The organism is Methanoculleus sp. 10 (genome assembly GCF_913757945.1).
Taxonomy (GTDB): Archaea; Halobacteriota; Methanomicrobia; order Methanomicrobiales; family Methanoculleaceae; genus Methanoculleus.
This window is the reverse complement of sequence record NZ_CAJYDP010000003.1, coordinates 209,097-231,075: the sequence shown is the minus strand read 5'-3', so window position 1 is coordinate 231,075 and position 21,979 is coordinate 209,097. Positions and strand designations below refer to the sequence as shown.

Annotated in this window: 27 protein-coding genes and 1 other RNA gene; 14 read left to right on the top strand and 14 right to left on the bottom strand. The window is 64.6% G+C overall.

Annotation, left to right across the window (positions count from 1 at the left end):
- Window positions 1-5 precede the first annotated feature (5 nt).
- From QZ408_RS04705 to QZ408_RS04685, 5 genes are all read right to left on the bottom strand, one after another.
- Entirely contained in the window at window positions 6-1,070 is a 1,065-nt protein-coding gene (locus QZ408_RS04705) for a hypothetical protein (protein WP_292490055.1), read from the bottom strand.
- 258 nt (window positions 1,071-1,328) lie between these two features.
- Complete coding sequence (locus QZ408_RS04700) at window positions 1,329-4,100, bottom strand: hypothetical protein (protein WP_292490054.1); 2,772 nt, start codon at window positions 4,098-4,100, stop codon at window positions 1,329-1,331.
- A 13-nt stretch (window positions 4,101-4,113) separates the two neighbouring features.
- Window positions 4,114-4,245, bottom strand: coding sequence for a hypothetical protein (locus tag QZ408_RS04695; protein WP_292490053.1), 132 nt, complete (start codon window positions 4,243-4,245; stop codon window positions 4,114-4,116).
- Between the two features lie 268 nt (window positions 4,246-4,513).
- Window positions 4,514-5,218 (bottom strand): hypothetical protein, encoded by a 705-nt coding sequence (locus tag QZ408_RS04690; RefSeq protein ID WP_179965928.1) that lies wholly within the window; start codon window positions 5,216-5,218, stop codon window positions 4,514-4,516.
- An 81-nt stretch (window positions 5,219-5,299) separates the two neighbouring features.
- Window positions 5,300-5,602, bottom strand: a complete 303-nt coding sequence (locus tag QZ408_RS04685) for a hypothetical protein (RefSeq protein ID WP_292490051.1) — start codon at window positions 5,600-5,602, stop codon at window positions 5,300-5,302.
- 533 nt (window positions 5,603-6,135) lie between these two features.
- Here QZ408_RS04685 and QZ408_RS04680 point away from each other — a divergent pair.
- From QZ408_RS04680 to QZ408_RS04660, 5 genes are all read left to right on the top strand, one after another.
- Window positions 6,136-6,513 carry a hypothetical protein gene (locus QZ408_RS04680; protein ID WP_292490050.1) on the top strand — a complete coding sequence of 126 codons (378 nt, stop codon included), beginning with the start codon at window positions 6,136-6,138 and terminating at the stop codon, window positions 6,511-6,513.
- Between the two features lie 54 nt (window positions 6,514-6,567).
- Window positions 6,568-7,590 carry an AI-2E family transporter gene (locus QZ408_RS04675; RefSeq protein WP_292490048.1) on the top strand — a complete coding sequence of 341 codons (1,023 nt, stop codon included), beginning with the start codon at window positions 6,568-6,570 and terminating at the stop codon, window positions 7,588-7,590.
- A gap of 82 nt (window positions 7,591-7,672) precedes the next feature.
- Entirely contained in the window at window positions 7,673-8,194 is a 522-nt protein-coding gene (locus QZ408_RS04670) for a DUF1269 domain-containing protein (RefSeq protein ID WP_292490047.1), read from the top strand.
- Between the two features lie 193 nt (window positions 8,195-8,387).
- Complete coding sequence (locus QZ408_RS04665) at window positions 8,388-8,999, top strand: hypothetical protein (protein WP_292490046.1); 612 nt, start codon at window positions 8,388-8,390, stop codon at window positions 8,997-8,999.
- Between the two features lie 127 nt (window positions 9,000-9,126).
- Window positions 9,127-9,993 (top strand): PHP-associated domain-containing protein, encoded by an 867-nt coding sequence (locus QZ408_RS04660; RefSeq protein WP_292490045.1) that lies wholly within the window; start codon window positions 9,127-9,129, stop codon window positions 9,991-9,993.
- A 6-nt stretch (window positions 9,994-9,999) separates the two neighbouring features.
- On the opposite strand, the gene cls is transcribed toward QZ408_RS04660, so the two are convergent.
- Window positions 10,000-11,433, bottom strand: coding sequence for a cardiolipin synthase (gene cls, locus QZ408_RS04655; protein WP_292490044.1), 1,434 nt, complete (start codon window positions 11,431-11,433; stop codon window positions 10,000-10,002).
- 295 nt (window positions 11,434-11,728) lie between these two features.
- Between cls and QZ408_RS04650 the strand changes: the two genes are divergently transcribed.
- The 7 genes from QZ408_RS04650 (at window position 11,729) to QZ408_RS04620 (ending at window position 17,062) form a co-directional block, all read left to right on the top strand.
- Window positions 11,729-12,280 (top strand): DUF308 domain-containing protein, encoded by a 552-nt coding sequence (locus QZ408_RS04650; RefSeq protein WP_292490042.1) that lies wholly within the window; start codon window positions 11,729-11,731, stop codon window positions 12,278-12,280.
- A 236-nt stretch (window positions 12,281-12,516) separates the two neighbouring features.
- Window positions 12,517-12,912, top strand: a complete 396-nt coding sequence (locus QZ408_RS04645) for an STAS/SEC14 domain-containing protein (RefSeq protein ID WP_292490040.1) — start codon at window positions 12,517-12,519, stop codon at window positions 12,910-12,912.
- A gap of 240 nt (window positions 12,913-13,152) precedes the next feature.
- Window positions 13,153-13,683 carry an LURP-one-related family protein gene (locus QZ408_RS04640; RefSeq protein ID WP_292490039.1) on the top strand — a complete coding sequence of 177 codons (531 nt, stop codon included), beginning with the start codon at window positions 13,153-13,155 and terminating at the stop codon, window positions 13,681-13,683.
- A 28-nt stretch (window positions 13,684-13,711) separates the two neighbouring features.
- On the top strand, window positions 13,712-14,713 hold the full coding sequence (locus QZ408_RS04635) for an AI-2E family transporter (protein WP_292490037.1): 1,002 nt from the start codon (window positions 13,712-13,714) through the stop codon (window positions 14,711-14,713).
- Window positions 14,714-14,748: 35 nt separating this feature from the next.
- On the top strand, window positions 14,749-15,774 hold the full coding sequence (locus QZ408_RS04630; RefSeq protein WP_292490036.1) for a hypothetical protein: 1,026 nt from the start codon (window positions 14,749-14,751) through the stop codon (window positions 15,772-15,774).
- Window positions 15,775-15,786: 12 nt separating this feature from the next.
- Window positions 15,787-16,097, top strand: an RNA gene (gene ffs, locus QZ408_RS04625) — signal recognition particle sRNA.
- Between the two features lie 11 nt (window positions 16,098-16,108).
- On the top strand, window positions 16,109-17,062 hold the full coding sequence (locus QZ408_RS04620; RefSeq protein ID WP_292490034.1) for a malate dehydrogenase: 954 nt from the start codon (window positions 16,109-16,111) through the stop codon (window positions 17,060-17,062).
- A gap of 27 nt (window positions 17,063-17,089) precedes the next feature.
- Here the strand turns inward: QZ408_RS04620 and QZ408_RS04615 are convergent, their stop codons facing one another.
- The 3 genes from QZ408_RS04615 to QZ408_RS04605 are packed head-to-tail and all read right to left on the bottom strand — an operon-like array spanning window position 17,090 to window position 18,160.
- Window positions 17,090-17,344: an elongation factor 1-beta gene (locus QZ408_RS04615; protein ID WP_292490033.1), complete on the bottom strand. Its 255-nt coding sequence runs from the start codon at window positions 17,342-17,344 to the stop codon at window positions 17,090-17,092.
- A 3-nt stretch (window positions 17,345-17,347) separates the two neighbouring features.
- Window positions 17,348-17,509 carry a zinc finger domain-containing protein gene (locus QZ408_RS04610; protein WP_292490161.1) on the bottom strand — a complete coding sequence of 54 codons (162 nt, stop codon included), beginning with the start codon at window positions 17,507-17,509 and terminating at the stop codon, window positions 17,348-17,350.
- 48 nt (window positions 17,510-17,557) lie between these two features.
- Entirely contained in the window at window positions 17,558-18,160 is a 603-nt protein-coding gene (locus QZ408_RS04605) for a uridylate kinase (protein WP_292490031.1), read from the bottom strand.
- A 39-nt stretch (window positions 18,161-18,199) separates the two neighbouring features.
- Here QZ408_RS04605 and QZ408_RS04600 point away from each other — a divergent pair, with 39 nt between their 5' ends.
- Entirely contained in the window at window positions 18,200-19,873 is a 1,674-nt protein-coding gene (locus QZ408_RS04600) for a phospholipase D-like domain-containing protein (RefSeq protein WP_292490030.1), read from the top strand.
- 4 nt (window positions 19,874-19,877) lie between these two features.
- Here the strand turns inward: QZ408_RS04600 and QZ408_RS04595 are convergent, their stop codons facing one another.
- Both QZ408_RS04595 and QZ408_RS04590 read right to left on the bottom strand, forming a co-directional pair.
- Entirely contained in the window at window positions 19,878-20,195 is a 318-nt protein-coding gene (locus QZ408_RS04595; RefSeq protein WP_292490028.1) for a helix-turn-helix domain-containing protein, read from the bottom strand.
- The gene (locus QZ408_RS04590) at window positions 20,192-20,425 is read right to left on the bottom strand and encodes a winged helix-turn-helix domain-containing protein (protein ID WP_292490027.1); all 234 of its coding nucleotides are present in this window, start codon (window positions 20,423-20,425) and stop codon (window positions 20,192-20,194) included. The genes QZ408_RS04595 and QZ408_RS04590 overlap by 4 nt, the downstream gene beginning before the upstream one ends.
- 70 nt (window positions 20,426-20,495) lie before the next feature.
- Between QZ408_RS04590 and QZ408_RS04585 the strand changes: the two genes are divergently transcribed.
- On the top strand, window positions 20,496-20,861 hold the full coding sequence (locus QZ408_RS04585; protein WP_292490026.1) for a hypothetical protein: 366 nt from the start codon (window positions 20,496-20,498) through the stop codon (window positions 20,859-20,861).
- A 1-nt stretch (window position 20,862) separates the two neighbouring features.
- On the opposite strand, the gene QZ408_RS04580 is transcribed toward QZ408_RS04585, so the two are convergent.
- The 3 genes from QZ408_RS04580 to QZ408_RS04570 all read right to left on the bottom strand — a co-directional run bounded on the left by QZ408_RS04580 (window position 20,863) and on the right by QZ408_RS04570 (window position 21,941).
- Window positions 20,863-21,078, bottom strand: coding sequence for a hypothetical protein (locus tag QZ408_RS04580; RefSeq protein WP_292490025.1), 216 nt, complete (start codon window positions 21,076-21,078; stop codon window positions 20,863-20,865).
- 82 nt (window positions 21,079-21,160) lie between these two features.
- Window positions 21,161-21,673 carry a ferredoxin-thioredoxin reductase catalytic domain-containing protein gene (locus QZ408_RS04575; RefSeq protein ID WP_292490024.1) on the bottom strand — a complete coding sequence of 171 codons (513 nt, stop codon included), beginning with the start codon at window positions 21,671-21,673 and terminating at the stop codon, window positions 21,161-21,163.
- Entirely contained in the window at window positions 21,666-21,941 is a 276-nt protein-coding gene (locus QZ408_RS04570) for a glutaredoxin family protein (RefSeq protein ID WP_292490160.1), read from the bottom strand. The genes QZ408_RS04575 and QZ408_RS04570 overlap by 8 nt, the downstream gene beginning before the upstream one ends.
- Window positions 21,942-21,979: the final 38 nt, after the last annotated feature.

Genomic DNA, 21,979 nt, shown 5'->3' with positions numbered 1-21,979 from the left:
GATGGTCAGCCCCGGTTCCGGAGGAGGAAGGCTGCCCCGGCCAGGGCCGCAAACCCGGTGAGCCACGGGAACGGCAGCCCGGCCTGTCTCACGGCGACCCCCACTGCTGTGACCCCGAACGTCGGAGTTTCCACACCGGCGGGAACTGCCGCAGCCGTGGCCTCCGGGGCCACCTCCGCCGGCACGGCACAGACCGCAACCAGGGTGAAGTGCGGGACCGTTGCGGTGATCGTGCGGGTCGAGGCGCGGACCGTCGTCGCAAGGGGTTCCCAGGCGCCGGTCGCGCTGTTGTACCACCGGACGACGAACTGTCCGGTCCCGGCCCGTCCCCACTCCTCCGGCGTGAGGGTGAACGAGACCTCGATCGCCGGGTCGAAGGTCGCCCCGGCAGGACCGCACCGGACCGCCCGGACGGCCGGCGCTTCCCCCTCACCCGGGGCGGGGAGGTCGCCCGGGGGCACGGTCTCGACGTTCACCGCATCAAGGGGCCTTCCCGAGTGATCCAGCGCCCGGACCCCGCGGCCGATGGAGAGGCTGGCATCCCCTCCCGCGGCGGCGATGACGGTCGTGGATTGCACCGCACCCCCGGCATCGGTCTTGAGGGTGCCACTCCCGGTGAACTCTGTTGCCGGCGCTGCGGTCGTGGTGGGGGAGGATGGGGCGCCGTCGCCCGACGATCCGGAAGAGGTGCCACCGGACGAACCGCCCTTCGTCACCGCGAAGGCGAGGGAGGTCGAGGTGCCGGGGGTGTAGACCGCAGTCCCGGCGGGAATCCCGTCGACGAGGAAGGTGATCGACTTTCCGGCATCGCCGTCCTCCCCGCTGACGAGCAGGCGCTTGTCAAAGGTGGAGTCCCCGCCGAAGGCCCCGGCAGTGGTGAGCGTGAGCGACCCGCAGTCCCGGTCGCCGATCCGGGCGGTGATGACGGTCCCTGCCGGCGCCGGGCTCCCGTCGATCGTGACCGAGCCCGAGAACTCCGCGGGGAGGACGGGGATTGCGGTTGCTGTTCCCGCGAGGGCAAGCATGAGGATGAAGATCCAGGTGGTGCGTGCCATATTGATGCGTATCATAGGTATCACACTCCAAGGGCGCAGAGGGTGCCCGGCCCGGTCATGTGGAGCCAGTAGCCCCTGCCGGGGTAGACCGATCTGGTGTCGGCGTTCGCGCCGCTCCCGCCGTTGACGACCCCCGATTCAAAGGATTGGGATCCGGCATTAAACCCGATCAGAGTCGACCACTCTCTGTTGACCGAGTAGAGGGTGTCCCTCGCCGTCGCCGGCGCCGTGCCGGTGGTCCCGACGGCATTCCAGCCCGCCGAGAGGATGCGTTCAGCAGGCGGGAGGAGGGGATCGGTCGAGAAGTTGAGCGGGACCGTTGTTGGATTGGCCGAGTAGATCCAGAACCCTTCGAGGGGGACGATTCGGTCCTCTTTGTCGAGCTGCGTCCAATCCCTTATGGTGGTGTTGTACCGGAGGACCGAGCGGCCGGTGGTATTGACGCCGGCAAAGATCATCGCGGTGTCGTTCCCGGCGGCAAGCGGCCGGGGGATCGAGATGAAGTTCCAGCCGGGGCGAGGGTGAGGTTGTCGGGGAGGAGGGCGGGGTCGGGTTATTCCCGGTCGGGGTGAACGCGAGACGGTGCTCGCTGCCCGGAATGATCCTGCCATCAGCGCCGCGCTGGAGAATCCGGAGGAGGACCGGATCCTGGGTTCCCGCAGTTTCCGGCACCGTGCCGGAGAGATGGAGAATGATGCGAACATCCCCCCGGTAGCCAAGCTCCCAGCTCGATAGCGCAAACGATCGGGAGGTGATGGCCACCGGTTCGGTGTAGATCAGATGCCCGTCCACCTTGAGATTGTAGGACCATCGAGGAGCCTTGATGTCAGTGATAAACTCAAGGCGCTCTGGAGGACCGGATGGAGAGTCAGGATGACCAATGGCACCGTCAAGCCTGATGATCCCGTTAAGTGCAACCTCTTCACCAGGGGAGAGGCTATCAAGGGACGGGGTTACGCCAACCCTCTCGACCCGGTAGGAACCGCCTCCCGGCGGGATGGGGTGGGTGATATCGTCGTAGATATCAAAGAGCACAGTTGCCGATGCCTGTCCATCAGGGGCCGAGATATGGAAGGCGTATGCGCCGGGTCCGATCGCGGTTGTGTCCAGATCGATACTCCATTCTCCATTATCGGATATAACCGTCTCACCGGAGAGAGAAACCGCCCCACTATCCTGTGCGGCTATCCAGTATCCCAGCACCGTGCCCGGTGAGGAGTCGGTCGTGCCGGTGATCCTGAAGGTTTCCCCGTAGGTCTGGTCACTGAGCCCGTCGATCCGGATCCAGGATCCGTCTACCGTAAAGGAGAGCTTGATGTAGATGTCGTCGATATTCGGAGAGTTAAGGGCGTTGATCAGCGCGGATGCGGCGGCGGGGGCCTGCAGGCTGGTGAGTGTCACGTTGTTGATGCCATATCCATAAATCGTTCCAGTGGCAGGGTCAGCTTTGACTCCGAATTCATTACCCGCTGGGTGCTGGACAACCACGTAGTACTGGCCCTTTGCAAGATCAGCGGTCTCGGCGCCCGTAAGGACGTACTCGAAGGATCCATCGCTCTCCACCGCCACCGGCATTCCGAGCTTGTAATAGTTCTTACCAAAGATCCAGATCTGGACGGCCTCCGGCGCCCCCGTTGCGATCCCGCCGATCCGGTAGTCATCGCCCGGGGTAAGGGTGGCACCGGAAGTCCGTGCACTGAGGGTGGGGGCCCTCAGCCCGATCGATGTCGTGGCGAACCGGACGCGGGTGAGAGAATCCTTGCTCCTGGGCTGTGAGACCGCGTAGATCGTGTAGGTGCCGGCATCGAGAGCCCTGGCGAGATCGGCGGTGCTCCATTTGTAGGACCAGGTATCGTCAGCCTCGACAGCCGCGCAGGTGAATGTCGTCGGAGTACCATTCACCACCCTGACCACGACATTCGAGAGACTGACGCCGCTGGGCGCAAGGTTCGGGCCGGTCAGGAAGAGGTAGGTGGTGGCGCTTGCGGTGTTCGTCCCGGAGAGGGTGATCTCCTCGCCGAGATAGTAGACGCCGGTGCCGGAGGCAGTGATGGTGACGGCACCCTCCTCGACCCGCACCTTGACCTCATCGTAGATCTCTGGATCTGCCGGATCCGCGACGCCAACTGTGAAAGTCCGGGTATCGGTGCTCTGGTTGGTGTTGAACTGGATAGACCGGGTGCCGCCGGCGTTGGTCCGAATGGTTACATTGGTGGGATTATAAGGGCTTACAACCCCGACCTGACCGGGTGCAACCACCGGATGCCCTCCGGGGCCGGGGCCTTCGACCTCATCGATGAAGAGGTGGTACTCCTTGCTCGATTCGCCGGTGATGGTCACAACGAAACTGTTTCCGCGAACAACTGTATTCTTGTTTGACACGATCTCAAGTGTCCCCGGGATTATCGGGGTCGAGGTTGGAGTTGGAGTTCGTATCGGGGTCGGGGCAGGGGTCGGGATCGGGGCCTCTCCGACCAGAATCACCCGGGAGAGAGCCTCCACCCCGTCTATGTAGACTGTCACCGTCACGGTGCCCTGCTCGAACCCTTCGATCGCAAACGAGATCGCGCCATCATCAGGCCCCTGCTTCATACCCATCAGCGTCAGATCAGTGATAATGCTCCCCGCCGCAACCTTCCCGTCGAGGGCGATAAGGCTGAGGGTTCCGTTTCCGATGTTCCTGGGTTGAGTGCTCCGCACCTCGCCGTTCTTAGCGGTGTGATTCATGCTGAAGGAACCCCCGTCCGGTAGTTCCGCCGAGAGCTTGGTCCAGGTCGTGCCCTGCGTGTAGGCGTTCATCTCACCCTGGTTGAGGGAGAAGGGAAAGGAAAGGTCCCGGATAGCGAAGGTAAAAGTGTCACCTGGAACCGTGGCGAACTCGCCGCGGATACCAAGCGAGAACGGAGTGTTGTCAGGAAGGTCGTTTACGCTCACGGTAACTGTATCTCCAGGCTCTATTGCACCAGGGCTGATGCCGATCGTGGCCGCCATCGCGGTCGGGATCAGTAACACAAGCAGGAACAGAATTCCACCCAATCTCTTCATGAATTCCAACCCCTCAAATCTGTTCGCCAACATAAGTGCCGACATCATTCACTATGATCTCTTCTGCCGCAACCGGCGCAACAATCAGCGCAGCCAGGAGGGCCACGACGATAACCACCGAAACTTTCGCCCGATCGGGAATCATGATACAATCTCCATAGCGCGTTGCCGGAAGGGCTGGGGTTTCGCAGGATGCTGGTTACAGGGAGTTAAACGCGAGAGAGAATCGCTGGACCGGCAAAAGCCCTCTTTTCCGTGCGCAAGGTTCTGTCTCGTGCTGGGTAGAATAAATGTGTCGTTATTGTCCGGGCCGTAAAATCAGGGGCTGGTGTAATACATCATTCCAAGGGAGCCCTGATCACCCTTTCAGGGAGCCCCGGGCGCTGCCGGGCCGACCCGGCGCCTCAGGCATATCAGAGAACGCCGACAGAACCGATCTCAATGACGTTCACGTTAGGAATGCAGATCCCACTTTCATCAAATATGGCCGTTATAGACTCGATCTCTCCCTTAAGCCTGCCAATAATCTTCTGGCTGTTATCATTGGAATCTACCACCAACACCTCTATATCTGGTTTCTTATAGGTCAATGATCTGATCCTCATATGGCCGTCCCAGAACGAGTATGCGATCGGGTCTCCATCCAGTGTGGGCCTGATCAATGAGAATACCTCTTTTGGGCACTTTGTACAACTTATCTCGCAGGCATCCAGTAGCCTGAATATCGAGCAGATCAACCTCAGGCGGACCCTGCTTCTCATCTTTGGAACCGTATCGATAGGGTATATGGATGAGTGCGAGTTGATGACATACTTCAGATCGTGGAGGACGTTACCGTTGACTGCATTTATCGAATTGCAGATGCTCTCATTTCGGGCTAAAATCTGGAAGGATACCTCGTTGTGATGCTCTCTGTCACAAATGCACCCGATATCATGGAGCCATGCAGCAAGATAGAGCAGGTATCTTTCATCTTCACTTAATGAGATGCTCCAACCGTCAACAAACGCATTTGTCAGGTTTATGATGTTTATCGAGTGATCCATTCCGTGGGATGGGAAGTTCTTGATGTTCCGCGGTATAAACCTCAAAAATTGTTCCGCGTATATCCCGACCATCTTTAGCGTGTCGGATTGTATATCCGAGATCCCGACGTAAATTGGATCGTATGGGAAGATATTGGGCCTGGGTAAGCATTCTTACTGATAAACGACAGGTTTCCAGTACTTCTCGTACAGTTCCTTGATCAGGGGTCTGGCCTCATTGCTTATCATCAGGAGGCGCCCGGCCCTTCCTGTCTCTGTCTCGCCAAATTCTGCCTTTATGATCCCCCAATCGAACAGGGTTTCAATAGCGTTCGATATTGTGTTTTTACTCACCACCCCTGCCAGTCGCTCAACCAGTTTCCCGTACCACACCACCTCATGATTAATCTGACAGTGATAGATCTCTGCTGCCACTTTAAATTCATTGGATAAGGGATTTTTTGCCTCTGTGCGCATGAATATCCTCCTCCTTTCTGGCAGAACTATGTTATCAGGAGGAAATATAATGCTTTTTGTTTGATCCTTACACCCAAAATATGGGCATAAGGGTCATCAAGCATAAGTAATACTTTACCTCTGAGTGTAGAGACCACAAATTGACAATTTTTTGCAGAACTGCACGATTTAGCCGACTTTCCGTAGTAGGGCACCTGTCCCAATGGTCTAGTGGTATGACTCCGCCATACCACGGCGACGCTATAACCAGCTAGGCCATTACGCTCGCGCGCCAAAACAGTTCATACAAGGCCCGATGCCCGTTCCAGGCCTATCTGGCCGGGCTCCTGGTCCAGCAGTCCGGCTCGCACAACGTCGCCCTAACAAGGCGGCGTCACAACCAGCTAGACCACGAGCCGGACCACAGCGCCCGGGGATGCTCAACCGCCCCTCCATCAACTATCCGGAGATCCCGGATAGTTGCCCGGCACCGCATCGAAGGAGCGCCCGGGCAGGGGGCAACCTATATCCCGCGCCCCGCACTCTCCCGGAGCATGCCCGCCGGTGAACCGCGCTGGAGGAAGAGCCTCCCCGCCGGGATCAACCCGATCTACGGCCTCTACACCGCCGCGTTCGCGACGGCGATCGGGGCACTCCTCACCGGCTCCTCTTTCCTCAAGATGATGCTCTCAAACGTCCTCGTGGTCTCCCTCGACTTCGGTCCTCGCCCCGGTCCCGGAGGCCGACGTCCCGGCCACCCCCTTTGTCCTGACGTTCCTTGTCGGGCACTTCCAGCCCGGGTTCGGGCTCATCCGGGCCTCGGCGAGACCGGGGCGACGGCGGCCGTCGGCCCCGGGAACATATTCGTCGCGACCCCGGTCATCGGGGAGTCGCTCATGGAGGCGATCCGGACGGGGGAGGCCGGAGCGTGAGACCCCGCCCGGAAAACTCTTTCTTTCCCCAACACCCATACCCTCCCATTGGATATGATCCCCGAGAGCCTCTCCCCCCCTGCCCGTATCGCGATCGTCGGGGCGGCGATCGTCATCGTTCTCGCGGGGATCCGGGCGGCCACCCCGATCCTCGGCCCGTTCCTCGTCGCCGTCTTCTTCGCCATGATCACCGCGCCCGTCATGGCGTGGCTGACCCGCCGGGGAGTGCCGCGGGTCCTCGCCGCCGGGACGGTGGTCGCAGGGCTCGCCGCGGTCCTCGCCGGGACGATCGCCTTCCTCGGTGCGGCCCTCACCGGGTTCCTCCTCTCCCTCCCGCGCTACGAGAAGGCGCTCGAAGCGCAGGCGACCATCCTCGCCAACTACGGCATCGATCCTGCCAGCATCCAGGTCTGGGACTACGTCGACCAGGGGTTCGTGATCCAGCAGGCGGCGGAGCTCGCCCGGCAGGTCGGGAGCATAACCTTCAACGCCTTCATCATCGCGATAGCGATCGGGTTCCTCCTCCTCGAGGCGCCCCGGCTCAAGGCCGGGCTTGCGCGGCGCCTGGGGCCGGAGAGCCCGCCCTACCGGCACCTCACACAGTCGGGCCGGCTCCTCATCGAGTACGTCGTGATCAGGACCGAGGTGAACCTGATCACCGGGGTCGGGACCGGGCTCTTCCTCGCCCTCCTCGGGGTCGAGTTCGCGGTGCTCTGGGGGTTCATCGCCTTCGTCCTGAGTTACGTCCCCTACATCGGCCTCGTCGTGGCCGCAATCCCGCCGACGCTCCTCGCCCTGGTCGGGATCGGGCCGGCGGGGGCCCTGGCCGTCATCGCCGCCATCACCCTCATCGACGCCGCCGCGGAGAACCTGATCCTCCCCCAGATCGCGAGCAGAGGGCTCAACCTCTCGCCGTTCGTCGTCCTCTTCTCGGTCGTCTTCTGGGGCCTCATCCTCGGGGCGGTCGGGGTCTTCCTCGCCATACCCCTGACGATCGCCGTGAAACTCTTCCTCGAGAGCTGGGAGGAGACCCGATGGATCGGGGAACTGATGGACGCAGGGGACCGGCGGGAGTAGGCCGGGATAGCTCCCGGACCGACCACAGGCGTTATATACCTCGCGATATATCTTGTGCCGAATATTATTCAGGAGGGTATGTATGAGCGATCTGGTTGCCATCGCCTACGATGGTGAGGATACCGCGTTCCGGGTCAGGGACCGGCTGGTCAGCCTGACAAAGGAGCACGTCATCGAACTGGAGGACCTGGTGGTCGTCGTCCACCACCGGGACGGGAAGACCGAGATCAAGCAGTCCACCGACCTGACCAGTCTGGGGGCGCTCTCCGGCGCCTTCTGGGGGCTCCTGATCGGCCTGATCTTCTTTGCGCCGATCTTCGGGCTTGCCATCGGCGCGATCGCCGGCGCACTCGCCGGGCGCTTCTCCGACTACGGCATCGACGACAAATTCATCAAAGAGGTTGCGGAGAGCGTCGGCCCGGGCAACTCCGCGGTCTTCCTGCTCATCAAGAAGATGACGCCGGACAAGGTCGTCGACGCCATCAGGGAGTATGGGGGCCACGTCATCAGGACGTCGCTCTCGGAGACAGAGGAGGCGAACCTCCGCGACGCGTTCGGGGCCGGGAGGGCAGCAAAAGCAGAAGTGCCGCCGCCCTCCGCGTAGGCGGAGGCTCAGGGACAGGAGCCCGCCCCGGCACGGCGGAGAGCCCACGCGGGAAGGCAGGGGGAGGTCAGAGTCACCCGCGCAGGGCGGGGCGGGACTCGCGGGCATGGGTACCCGGGTCGAGGGGCGGTGATGCAGCAGAGCAGGCCCCGGCGGCAAAGAATGTTTACAGGCGGCCGTCCAATACAACCCTATGAAGAGACCCGCCGGGCTCTACCTTGCCTACCTCTTCCAGTTCCTCATCGCAGGGAACATCCTCATCGCATTCTCGCTTGGAGAATACTCGCAGGTCTTCGGCGGCATCATCGCGCTCGGCTTAACGATGGTCCCCGCCGCCGTCACCCGCAGAGGATACATCACGCTCCCCTGGGAGATCAACCTCCTCGTCGCCCTCTCCCTCTACCTCCATATCGCCGGCGGAGTCCGGGGGTTCTACGAGATCTACTACCCTTACTACGACAAGGTCGCCCACCTCATCTCCGGAATAACCGTCTCGGTGCTCGCCTTCGTCGCCGTCCTGCTCCTCGACCGGTTCAGCCGGCTCAACCTCTCCCGGCGGATGATCGTCGGGTTCGTCATCATCTTCGCGATGGCGATGGAGGGGTTCTGGGAGATCTACGAGTGGACCTTCGACACCTTCCTCGGGACAACCCTCCAGCACGGCCTCGACGACACCATGCTCGATATGATCTTCGTCCTCGTCGGGGCAGTCGCCGTGGCACTCGCCGGGAACCGTTACCTCTCGGAGTTCTCAAAGGAGGAACTCACGAGAAAGATGGTCCATGAAGAACCCCGGGGAGAATGACCGCGAGAGCAACCACCCGGCGGCAGCCCTTGACCGACTGCGGGAGCAAGGTCGGGGGGGGCACGGGGTGACAAGGAACCCTTTTTTACCCCGACGACCCACCGTTGATCAGACGGCCAGCGATCCCATGCGCTATTATAAGGACATTATATTCGAAAAACCCCTGCCGGAGACGATCCGGCGGCTCGGGCTCCTCCCGGCAGACCTGCACTTCCATACCCGCTACTCCGACTCCGCCACCCGCGTGCGGGACGCGCTCAAACTCGCCGCCCGGCGGGGGATCGGGCTTGCGATCACCGACCACAACCAGGTCGGCGGCGTCGTCGATGCCGGGCGGCAGAAGATCCGCGTCCCCCTCATCCCCGGGATCGAGGTCAGCGCCAACGACGGCCCGCACATCCTCCTCTACTTCTACTCGACCGCCGACCTCCTGGACTTCTACCGGCACCACATCGAGAAGAACCGGCGGAACGGCCCGTTCACCGCGATACGCCTCGACACCCCCGATATCCTCGACCGCCGGGAAGATTACGCCTGCATCGCCGCCGAGGCGCACCCCTGCGGCTACGCCTTCCTGAACCGGGGGGTCCAGCGGTGCGTCGCCGGCCGGTGCATCGGCGAAGAGGTCTTCTCCCGCCTCGACGCCCTCGAGGTGATCTGCGGCGGGATGGCCCGGTCCCACAACCAGAAGGCCGCCGGGCTCGCCGCCGCCCACGGCCTCGGCCGGACCGGCGGGACCGACGGCCACCTCCTCCATGAACTCGGCGGAGTCGTCACCTGCGCCGGGGCCGACACCGTTGAAGAGTTCCTCGACGCCGTCCGGGCGAGAACAACCGTCGTCATCGGCCGCGAGCGGCCGCTCGTCGAGAAGGCCGTGATGGGGACCGCGGTCCTCCCGCACCACCTCCCCTACGCCGTCCCCATCCTCCAGGCGCGCTGGGAGCAGAACCTCCCCCGGATCAAGAGGTTCGTCCAGGCCCACCTCAACGGGTGAGCCGGCTCACCCAAGGGGCGAGAAGAGCCGGGAGACCGACTCCTTGAACCGGACCCGGCGGGACCGCGCGCGGTAGCGTTCCGGCGTGATCTCGGTCGAGACGGCGAGATCCTCCTCGAACGCCCGCGCGAGACCGGCCCCGACCGCCGCGTCGTAGAAGAAGGCGTTCGCCTCGAAGTTCAGCCGGAAACTCCGGACGTCCCAGTTTGCGCTCCCGACCGAACCCGCCTTCCCGTCGACGACGATCGTCTTCGCGTGGAGAAACCCGGCATCGTAGGTGTAGGCCCGCACCCCGGCGTCGAGGAGGTCGCCGACGAACGAGAGCGTCGCCCAGTAGACGAACGGGTGGTCGGGCTTGCAGGGGATCATGATCCGGACGTCGACGCCGGAGAGCGCCGCGAGCCGCAGGGCGTCGGTGACGCTCTCGTCCGGTATGAAGTAGGGCGTCTGGATGTAGACCGATTCCCGGGCCGAGTTGATCAGTTTGATGTAACCCTCCTTGATGGCGTTCCACCGGGTATCCGGGCCGCCGGAGACGATCTGGACCGGGGTCGTGCCGGAGGACCCCGGGTCGGGGAAGTAGCGGGGGAGAAGCCCCGGGTACTCGTCGGTCACATAGTGCCAGTCGAGGAAGAACCGGAGCTGGAGGAGCTGGACGGCCTTCCCGGTGACCCGGAAGGCTGTGTCGCGCCATGGACCGAGCGGCCCTTTCCCCAGGTAGTCGTCCCCGATGTTGAACCCGCCGATGAACCCGGTCACCCCGTCGATGACCGCGATCTTTCTGTGGTTGCGGTAGTTGACCCGGTAGACCGAGGGGAAGAAGACCCCGATCTTCCCGCCGGCGTCGGTCAGTTCAGAGAAGGCCTTCCGCGACCCGCCCCCGGCCCTTGTCCCCATCGCGTCGAAGAGGAGGCGGACCTCGACGCCTTCACGTGCCTTCTCGGCGAGGGCGTGGATGACCGCCCGCCCGAGGTCGTCGTTGTTGAGGATGAAGTACTCGAGGTGGATGTGGTCGCGTGCCCCCCGGATCGCGGCAAAGAGCGCATCGAACTTGTCCTCCCCCCGGGTATAGAGATCGATCCGGTTCTCCTCCGTCAGGAACGCCCGGTTGTTCCGGAGGAGGAGAACGATCGTCTCGCGGAACTCTTCCGCCTCCGGCGTGGCGAACCGGTAGCGGCGGTCGGTGAACTCACGGTACTGCTCCTCAAACGTCTCCCGGAGGAAGCGGCGGTCTTCCTGCTCCTTGATGACGAACATCCTCTGCCGGGTGTAGTTCTGCCCGAAGATCAGGTAGAGCACAAAGCCGATCGAGGGCAGGGAGAAGAGGACCACCAGCCAGGCCAGCGCCGCCGTCGGGTTTCTCCGCTCAAAGAAGACGATGGTGACGGCGAATATGCTGTTGAGGATAAGGATGATGGCGGGCAGAAACTCCAGGTTCACTCCGTTGCCTCCCTGCCGGGACCGGGCATAGGCATCCTATCTCTCCGCGGGGGTATATCAGTTTGCCTTTCAGGTGAGCGGAGACGCCGATCCCAACCGGCGCCATGACCGCGGGCTGCACTCCCGCACCGGCAGGGGCGGTGTCTGCCTGGAGGACGGCGGCCGTCCGGGATACGAATCCGGGCTGTGGGTCCGGGTTACGCACCAGCCTTCCCGGCTGCCGCCATCCGGGCTCGAACCGCCAGGATGGCATACGTTTATATACAAGGACCGGACCCCTTCCCCCGGTGGCGTTATGGTAGACGCAACATCCGGCATCGGCACGCCCGGGCTCGCCCGGCTGGCTCCCCTGCCCCGGTGGCTCGTTCTGCTCCAGGGCATCATCGCCCTTGCCCTCGGTATCCTGCTCCTCGCATACCCCGTCGGGACGCTCGTCGTTCTTATCATATTCCTCGGCGCATACTGGCTCGTCAACGGGATCTTCGTTCTCGCGAGCCTCTTTTCGGACAGATCGGACCTGGGGTGGAAGTTGCTTGTCGGTATTCTCGGCATCCTCGGCGGTATCCTGCTCCTGGTCTACCCGCTCTACAGCACCATCCTCATCCCGACCATCCTTGCCATCCTCATCGGCGTGGAGGGGCTGCTCATCGGGGTCGTCCAGCTGGCGCGGGGATTCGGGGGCGCAGGATGGGGAGCCGGGATCCTCGGGATCGTGAGCATCATCTTCGGGATCATCCTGATCGCAAACCCGTTCGTCGCCGCTATCGGCCTGGTCGTGGTCTTTGCGATCCTCGCCATCGTCGGGGGGATCCTCGCGATCATCTTTGCGATCCGGATGCCGGGATGAACGGCAGGCGGGGGGAGACCACCCCGCACCCGGCACCATGACTGCCGGGGGCCCGGCCGGCCCGGAGGCGAGACCGCGGGGGAGAGGGGCTGCGGCGAGTTGGCGGGATGAGGCAAAGCGGCCCCCGCCACCCGAACGCGGGCTGAAATACGGAAAACTGGTGCCGGGAACCCCCGAAAGAGGCACCCGGCTGGATGGCCGCAGCCTTTTTCTCCCTCGGGTGCGAAAGGGCACCCATGCTTGACCGGATGAAGGAGAGTTCGGGACCCGTGGTCGGGTTCCGGTTCGATGGGAAACTGAGCGAGAGCGATTACGCCACCGTCCTGATCCCGGAGCTCGAGCGAGCGATGAAAGACCACCAGAAGGTCCGGATCCTCTTAAAGATCGAGGGGTTCCGGAGCTGGAGGCCGGGAGAGCCCTGGGACGCGTTCAGGCAGTGGCCCGGGATAGAGAGGGTCGACCGGATCGCCGTCGTCGGCGGCGAACGGTGGCGGGAGTGGATGAACCGCATGCCGGGGCTCTTTGTCGGGTTTAACGGCATAGACGTCCGCTACTTCCCGGAAAGCCGCCTCCGTGACGCCTGGGGCTGGCTCCGGGAGGGGTCGGTCCAGGTCCTCCTGGCCGCGCAATAGGACCTGGGCAGGCTTTCCGCAGGCCCGGATCCTCCTGCCGAGGCCGGAGAGGGCGCCGCGCCGGCGACCAGCTGGTTTTTAACCCCTCGCGGAGTTAGACAGACGACTCTATCCGGTCGGGACTTCCTGCCCTCCCGCCGGGAGATGACCACAGCACCGGCAACGGGACTCCTGCCACGGCAACCCGGCCGGGACACCGTGCAGGGAGGCCGGCCGGAGCGAGTCCACAGGTGATGAACCATGATGCGAAGAAGGGCGGCGGGCGGCCCGGGAGGCCGCGAGGAGGGTGCGCACCGCTACAGGATGCGGGAAAGGCTCGTCTCCATCGGAGACGACTACTGGATCGAGGACTACGCCGGAGAACGGGTCTTCAAGGTGGACGGTAAGGCGCTGCGCCTCCGGAGCACCCTGGTCCTCCAGAACAAGGAGGGGCAGGACCTCTACCGGATCCAGGAGAGGATGCTCCGCATCAGGGATACAATGGAGATCGAGCGGGCGGACGGCGGCGTGGCGGCAACGATCAGTAAAGCCCTGATCACTCCTCTCCGCGACCGGTGGACGGTCAGGGTGGCCGACGGCCCGGAGATGGACGTCCAGGGGAACATCCTGGACCACGAGTACCGGATCAGCGCCGGGCGGGAACGGGTCGCCGAAGTCTCGAAGAAATGGTTCCGGGTCAGGGATACCTACGGCGTGGAGATCGCCCCGGGACAGGACGACGCGCTGATCCTCGCGATCACGGCGGCAATCGACCAGATGGCGCACGATTAGGGAGGGTGAACCCCCCGCCCATCCCCCTATGCTCGCCTCGCTCGCCCGTGTCCTTGTCATCGGCGCCATCCTGGTCACCGGGATGCACCTTGCCGCCCGACTGGTCAACCCGGTCCTCGTAGCCATTGTCATATCCGTCATCGCCGCTCCGGCCGTCCACCGGCTGGAGCGGCAGGGCCTCCGCCAATGGATGGCGGTGCTCGCCGTCGTCGGGATCGCCGCCGGGGTAAGCCTGCTCCTGATCGCCGTCCTGGGCGTCTCGCTCCTCCAGATCGACAGGGCGCTCCCCGCCTACCAGGACCTCCTGGCGGGGCAACTGGCGATCCTCGGCGGCACAGGACAGGACCTCGCCGGGCAGCTCCCGGGGTCGCCCGGCAACCCGTCACTCCTCCCCTCCATCGGGACCATCGTCGCGGGGACCGTTGAACTGACGGTCGACTTCCTGGTGACCATCACCGTCACGGTCTTTATGCTGCTGGAGATCGCCGGGCTCCGGCAGAAGCTCCGTACCGTGCCGGGGGTCGGCGGCACCGGTCTTGAAGAGCAGGGTGCTCTGTTCTGCCGGAGCCTGAACAGGTACGCCGGCATCCGGACACGGGGAAGCCTCGTCACCGGGGTTCTGGTCGCACTTCTCCTCTGGCTCATGGGTATCGACGCGCCGGTGCTCTGGGCGATCCTGCTCGTTCTCTTCAGCTACATACCTTACCTCGGCCTCCCTATCGCGTCCGTCCCGCCCATCGGCCTTGCCTGGCTCCGTTACGGGCTTGCCGGCGCCGTGGCCGTCGCCGCCGGGATCGCGGTCATCGACTTCCTCTCCCGGACCCTGCTCACCCCGCACCCTGCGAGAAGGGAACTCGACCTCTCCCCGGTCGTCATCATCCTCTCGGTCTTCTTCTGGCCCCTGGTGCTCGGCGTCCCGGGGCTCTTCCTCGCCGTGCCGCTGACGCTCCTCGCAAAGGCGGCGCTCGCCTCGGTCGACGAGACCCGCTGGCTCGCGGCGCTGATGGAACCGGCCGACGGGTCGGCATGAAACGCCTATATACCCCGGCCCCCAACCCATCCGGTATGCACTGTCCGGTCTGCGGGCACGACTGCGTCACGGACGCCCGTGAACTTCTTCTTGCCCTCCCCGAACGATTCGCCCCCTGCCCCGACTGCACCGGGCTCGTCTACGACAAACAGAACCCGCCGCCCGATATCGATGCCGCGGAGCCCTGTCCCTCCTGCGGGAAACGGTTCATCGACGAGGTCTTTGCCGATGTCTACCGGGTGATGGCCGCTGAGGGCGATCTTCTGGGGACCGAACCCCTTGCCGCCGCCGGAACGCCGCTCGTCCACCCCGGGTTTGCGATGCACAGGCCCCCCTACCTCCCGCCCCGGTCGCTCGTCCTCCTCTCCCGGTCGGTCGGGGCGCGGGCGGCAGCCCGCCTGGTCGCCACCGTCCCGGAGGTCCGGGGAGTCATCCGGGCGGGGACCGGGACGCCGGGGATCAGGGATACCGACGCCGAACCAGAGACTCATACCCTGCTTGCCGGGTGCGACGTCCGGGCGGACGTCTTCCCCACCCGGGCGGGACCCGTCGTCGTCTACAAACAGCAGTCGGCCCTGCACGTCGAGTTCCCCCGGGCCCACGATCCAAAGATCCTCTCCCTCGAGCGGGAGATCGGGCGGCACCGCCCCCGGACCTTCGTCGACGCCTGCTCCGGCGCCGGCACCCTCGGCCTTGCCGCCGCCCGGGCGGGTGTCCCTCGCGTGATAGCAAACGACGCCTGGTATGCGGCCGCCTACTGGACCGCCCGCAACCTCCAGGTGAACCGGGAGTTCCTCGGCATCGAGAGGGTGACGATGCACCAGTCCTACGACGACCTCCGGCGCCGGGAGGTCGCGCGGGAACCGATCAGGGTCGCCACCGCCGCCGGCGCGCAGGAGGTCGAGGTCTACCAGGGCGACCTCCGCCTGCTCCCGGCCGTCCTCCCGGCCGGAGTCGACCTTGCCGCTCTTGACCTCTTCGAGAAAGCGGATGCCGAGAAGGTCGACCGGATCACCCGGGCATGGCGGACCCGGGTGGGCGGAGCTATTTTTATCCCGTAGATCACAGTATATACGGGGACTAGCCCGGGTGGCTCGGCGTCACCTGTCACCCGAAACCGTCGTCATGCGGGGGGCGAAGTCTGAGGAAGGCCGCAGCGGCCTGCAGGATCCTCTATGTCCCGACGGAGAAGCCTCGTCCCATGAGGTCGGCGGAGAGGTATCAAAGCCCCGGAGGGGGCGGCGACCTCTTGCCGCGGGTACCGGTTCAGGCCCGGAAGGGAGCAGACTTACCGTGGACGTTCGGCGCCCATGGGGTTGCGGGGTGGAGGAGGGATGCAGCGGTGAATGCCTGTGCGCACGGTCGACCGAGGACACGTCCCCAACGGCGATCTCCATGGCAAAAGTAACAATTCTTGGGGCTACCGGGAACGTCGGCATGTTTGCGGCCCACACCATATCCGAGATCCCGCACATCAGCGATATGCTGCTCGTCGGGAGGCCCGGACGTGAAGATTTCCTTGCAGGCTGCTGCCGCGACCTCTCCGATTCGTTTGCTGCGCGAGGCACCCACGTCAGGCTCTCGTACAGCACCCGCCTTGCCGATGCGGAAGGCTCAGACATCGTCATCTGTACAGCAGGCGTGCCCCGCCGGCCCGGCCAGGACAGGAACGACCTCGCCTTCGAGAACGCGAAAGTTGTTGCCGAAACCGCCGAGACCATCGGCCGGTCTTCGCCGGACGCTATTCTCTTCATGGTCACGAACCCCGTCGACGTCATGACCGCCGTCGCCCTGAAGTATTCGGGGCTCCAGCCGCGGCAGGTCTTCGGCCTCGGGACGCACCTCGACTCGATGCGCTTGAAATCCCTGATCGCCCGCTACTTCCGTGTCCACGTCAGCGAGGTGCATACCCGCATCATCGGCGAGCACGGGGAGAGCATGGTCCCGCTCTGGTCGGCGACGACGATCGGCGGCATCCGGATCAGCAACCTGCCCACCTTCTCGGGGCTGCCCGCGCAGGAGATGATCGGTACGGTCAGGACGAGCGGCGAGACGATCATCCGGGAGAAGGGCTCCACCATCTACGGACCCGGGGAGGCCATCGCAACCCTTGTCCGGACGATCCTCGGGGACGAGAACCGGATCCTCACCGTCTCAAGTTACATCACGAGCGAGATCCACGGGATCGGCGACGTCTGCATCGGCGTGCCCGCCCGCCTCAACCGAAACGGCGTCTTCCCGGTGCCCATCAGGCTCGAGGAGAACGAGGTCGCCGGGTTTGAGGAGTCGGTCAAGAAGATCCGGAAGATCACCGCCGACGTGATGGAACGGCTGGAAGAAGCCCGCTAGGGCGGAAAAGTGGGTATGGAGATCCACTTATACAAGTGTTGATTCGACAATCTCGGCGCTGCCGACACCGTCAAGGTTCTGGAGCGCTGTCTCGACCTCATCGGGAGCCCCGGCTTTATCGGGGACGACGACGGCGACTTTCAGCGCCACGAGGCCGAAACCGATCGGCTCTTCCCGGATATCGTTGACCGGAACGGCCGCCTTGACCGCGGACTTGAGCGCTTCACGGTCGACGTCGGGGGACTCGGGCATTATCTTCAGGATGATGGCGACGTTTCCCATCGGTTATGGCCCCCGGAATCCGCATTTTTGGCATGTATAGGCTATGCTCTGCTCCCTGCACCGGTAGCACCTGTTGATCCCGTGCCCACATACCGGGCATGGGAACCCTGTGGAACCTTCCTCGGCCAGCGTGGCGTTGCAGGAGGTACATCGATCTCTCGCTATCATTGCAGTTTCCTCAAAAGTTAGCTTATCATATCGCCCCCGCGACAATTAAAATCTCGGGTCGATGAGAGTCCCGGTGACGGCCTCGTCCCGGAGAGCTCCGCGGACCCGGTCGTCGTGCCGGCCGTTGACCACCCGGGCCACGAGATCGTGCTCAAAGACGAACCGGATGAACGCCGGGTCGACCTCATCGGCGGTGAGAGAGGGATCCTCGACCCGGGAGAGGAGACGCCGGCGGTGGTGGATGCCGTCGACGGATTTGAGGAGGAGGAGGTCGGTCGAGAGTTCGCTTGCGACCCAGGCGGCGATGGTGTCGGAGGTGACGTTCCAGGAGTGGGGAAGGGGGTCGATCTTGCGCAGGGCGCAGTAGGGGAGGAGGACCGTCACCTCCGCCGGGAGGACGGGTTTGGTGACCGCCGGGACGCCATGCGAGGCGATGTACCACCCGAACTGCTCCATGCCGGCGATCGCCATCCAGTGGGCGGCGGTATCGGAGACGGCGAGGCGCCTGACGAGGTCGGCGAACTTCCCGCCGCCGGGGACGATCAGCACCGGGCGGCCGACCTCCCGGAGTATGCCGAGCAGCGGGATAACCCGGTCAAAGAGGCTGCCGCCCACCTTGACGACGAGCGGGGGCGCGGGCGTTGTCATATCGTTTGTTCTTTATCCGGAGACTACATAACCCTGCGTATGCGCCGGATCGCTCTGGTCGTCCTGCTCCTCTGCCTCCTTGCCGGCACAACCGGCGGTATCCTGATCGTCGAGTTCTGCCCGGACCCCTACCGGCCCGGCGACCCCGATGAGTACCTGGTGCTCGAAGGGGAGGGGATGCTCGACAGGTTCGTCCTCTCGGACGGCAAAGGCGGTTTCCGGTTCCCGCCGGGGACGCGGATCGACGGACGGCTGGTTGTCGCGAGGAACGGCCCTGCGTTTGAAGAGACGCACGGCTACCTGCCCGACTTCGAGATCGAGGGGCGGACGCCGGCCGTGCCGGACGTCGTCTCGAGCGGGAACCTCCTGATGGCGAACCAGGCCGACGCGCTCTACCTCTACCGGGGGGCGACCCTCGTCCAGCAGGTCGCCTGGCCCGCCGACGTCCGGCCCCGGGAAGGGCAGGTCCATTACCTCGAGGAGGGCGTCTGGGACCCGCGCCCGTTCTTCATCGGCCAGTCCCGCTTCTCCCCCGCGACCTTCGACGGCGTCGCGGTGACCGCGTTCGCCGCCCCGGACTGCGCGTATGACGCCTTCTCGGCGGCCGTCGCGTCTGCAGAGCGCGAGGTCCTCGCAAACGTCTACGAGTTCACCGATCCTGCGATGGCAGCCGACCTCATCCGCGCCCGCGAGCGGGGCGCGGCCGTGACCGTCCTCCTCGAGGGCGGGCCGGTCGGCGGCATACCGCCGGAGGAGCGGGCGATCGCAGGCATCCTCAACCAGAGCGGTATCGTGGTCCTCTCGATGACGACGACCGACGCGGCTCACGCGAAGTACCGCTACGACCACGCGAAGTACATCGTCATCGACGCCGGGACGGTCCTCATCGGGAGCGAGAACTTCAAGCCCGGCGGTTACCCGGCGCCGGGGCTGCAGGGCAACCGCGGGTGGGGGGCGTGCCTCGAAGACCCGGGGCTCGCGGCCTACTTCCGGGAGGTCTTCCTCTTCGACGCCGCCGGCGGGGATATCGTCCCGTTCGAGGGCACGGCGGCCGGGGTCCACGTCCCTTACGCGCCCGCCTACACGGCGGAGTTCGCCCCCTGCCGCGCGGAGGGGGCGCGGGTGACCCCGGTGCTCTCCCCCGACACGAGCGCCCTCATCCTCCGGCTGATCGAGGGAGCAGAAGAGAGCATCGCGATCGAGCAGGCCTACATAACAAACGAGACCGCCTATGAGCTCAACCCCTACCTCGCGGCCGCGATCGACGCCTCCCGGCGGGGGGTCGCGGTGCGGGTTCTCCTTGACGCCTGCTGGTTCAACGTCGAGGGCGATGCGGACAACGACGAGATGGTCGACCTGATCAACCGGATCGCCGCGGCCGAGGGGCTGCCGCTCGAGGCGCGGATCGTCGACCTCGCGGCGAACAACCTCGCAAAAGTGCATAATAAGGGCGTCATCGTCGACGGCCGGGCGGTCCTTGTCAGCAGCATCAACTGGAACGCCAACTCGCCGGCGTTCAACCGGGAAGCGGGCGTGATCATCGAGCACCCGGGTGTCGCCGCCTACTACGCCCGGGTCTTTGCGGACGACTGGGACGCCGCGGCTGCCGGCGGGACCGTGATCCCGGGGCCGGACCGGCTCAAGATGGTGGCGGCGGCGTGCATCCTCGCCGGGCTTATGGGGCTCTACGTCTACCGGCGGGGCCGCACCTGAGGCCTCACCGTCGGCCGGCGAGGTCGGCGGAACGGCAGACGTCGCAGATGGTGATCGTCCCTTCGCCCGAGACGATGGCGGAGACCCACCGCTCGATGACGACCTCGAGGTCGCCGGGGAAGTCCTGCCGGGTAAACCCGCGTTTGCGGCTCATGTACTGGGATATCGCCGCCCGGCTGATACCGAGGCGCTTGGAGGCCTCGCTCTGGCTGATGCCGCGCTCGTTCACCAGGCGGTAGACCATCTCGGCGCGCATCTGGGGGAGCAGCCTCCGGGCAAGGGTGTCGCAGCGCATGATGTCACAGGAGGGGGGTTCGGTCATTGCGCCGACACCATCGGGGAGTCTTTGTACTCGTAGAGGATCTGGCGGGCGTCGCGGAAGTTGAACTTCTCCACGATCATATCGTTGTCTTTGAGCCTCTTTAAGGCATAACGGACGGTGCGGGGTGCCAGGCTGCTGAGGCGGACCAGCTCCTTGTGGGTCAGGGCGCCCCCGTCCTCGAGGAGGAGGAGGATCTTCCGGGAGGACGGGGGGAGGTTCACATCATCCATACAGATCAGTTAACGCCGTTAACATATCAAAGTGACGGAAGTTATAACCCCGGGGGGCGATAGGATACCTATGCTGGAACGGCAGGAGAGAACGGCCCTCGTCGTGCTCGTATGCGTCGTCGGGATCGTGCTTGCGGCGCACCTCCTCTTTGACGCCGTCGCCCGGCCGCTCGTGGCGACCCCGTACTCCGAAGAGGTCCCGGACGGGGCGCTCGTCCTCCTCGAGGGCAGGGTCGAGGAGGTCAGAACGACCTCGACCGGCGGGCACCGGATCCTCACCGTCAACGGGACCGCCGTCTTCCTGCCGCAGGACGTGGCGGCCGGGCTCGAAATCGACAAAGACGCAAGCGTAGCGCTCTACGGGGTCGTGCAGACCTACCGCGGGAAACGGGAGGTGGTGGTGGCCTCCGCCGCCGATATACGGGTGCTGGAGTGATCTATTTCCTCGTGAAGAAGATATCGGCGCCGCCCGCGTCCCCAAAGAGGGGGCGCCCCCTCTTCTTTGCGCCCGTCTCCTCCCTCGCGGGCGCCGGTTCCTTCTCCGCGGGCTTCTCCCGGGGAGGCGCCGGGCTCTCGTCGCGCTTCTTCTTCCGGCTCCCCTCCACGCCGGCCCCGGAAACCAGGTCTCCCTCGTTGATCCTCACTCGCGGCATACAGGAGAATTGCCGGCCCGGTATATGACTCCTCTGGATCGGCCCGCAGGTAAAAACGGGCCGTCTGCCGCCTCCGCCCGGCTCACATGAACCGCTCGAACCGGTCGCGGGACACCCGGCAGATCGGGCAGGTCTCGGGCGGTTCGTCCCGTGCACAGAGGTAGCCGCAGACCCGGCATCGCCAGACCGGGTACTTCAGGCCTCCCGGGACCGGGCCGGCCCTGGTGCGTTCCTCCTTCTGCCGCTCCCGCTCTCCCGGCGGCGGCCGCCGTTCGGGGACGGGGGCGGGGGTGCGGACCCCGGCCGCCACGTCGGCGGTGACGTAGAGGGCGCAGTAGCAGGCCCCGTAGTCGGCGAGATCGGGGTCGCGATAGTCGCAGGGGCAGATGATATCGAGATCGTCCTCCCGGTTCCCGGAGGCGAGACGGCAGGGACAGGATATGTAGCCGTAGCGCTCACGGTTCGCAAGCAGGCCCCGGACGAGGGACCGGGTGAACTCCCGGTCCGGGTTCGTGTGGTAGCCGCCGGCCTCCGCCTCCCGGGCGAGATCGCGCACAAAACCGTCGATCTCCCCATCGTTCACCTCGTCAGACACCGACCGCCTCCCGGATCTCCTGCTCCCGGAACCCCACGATCACCTTCGCGCCGTCGACGACGACCGTCGGGAACGAGAGTCGCGGGTTCCAGCGTTCAACCTCCCGGACCACCCGGTCCCGCTCCTCTCCCGCGAGCAGGTCCACGTAGACGTACGAGAACGCGACGCCGAGGCCGGCAAGGAGGTCTTTTGTCCTGGCACACCAACCGCAGGTGCTCAGGGCGTAGAGGATCACCCTGCCGCGGTCAACTCCAGGCACATGCTGCATCTCCGTCACGGTCACCCTGCTACGGGGGCCGGAGGTAA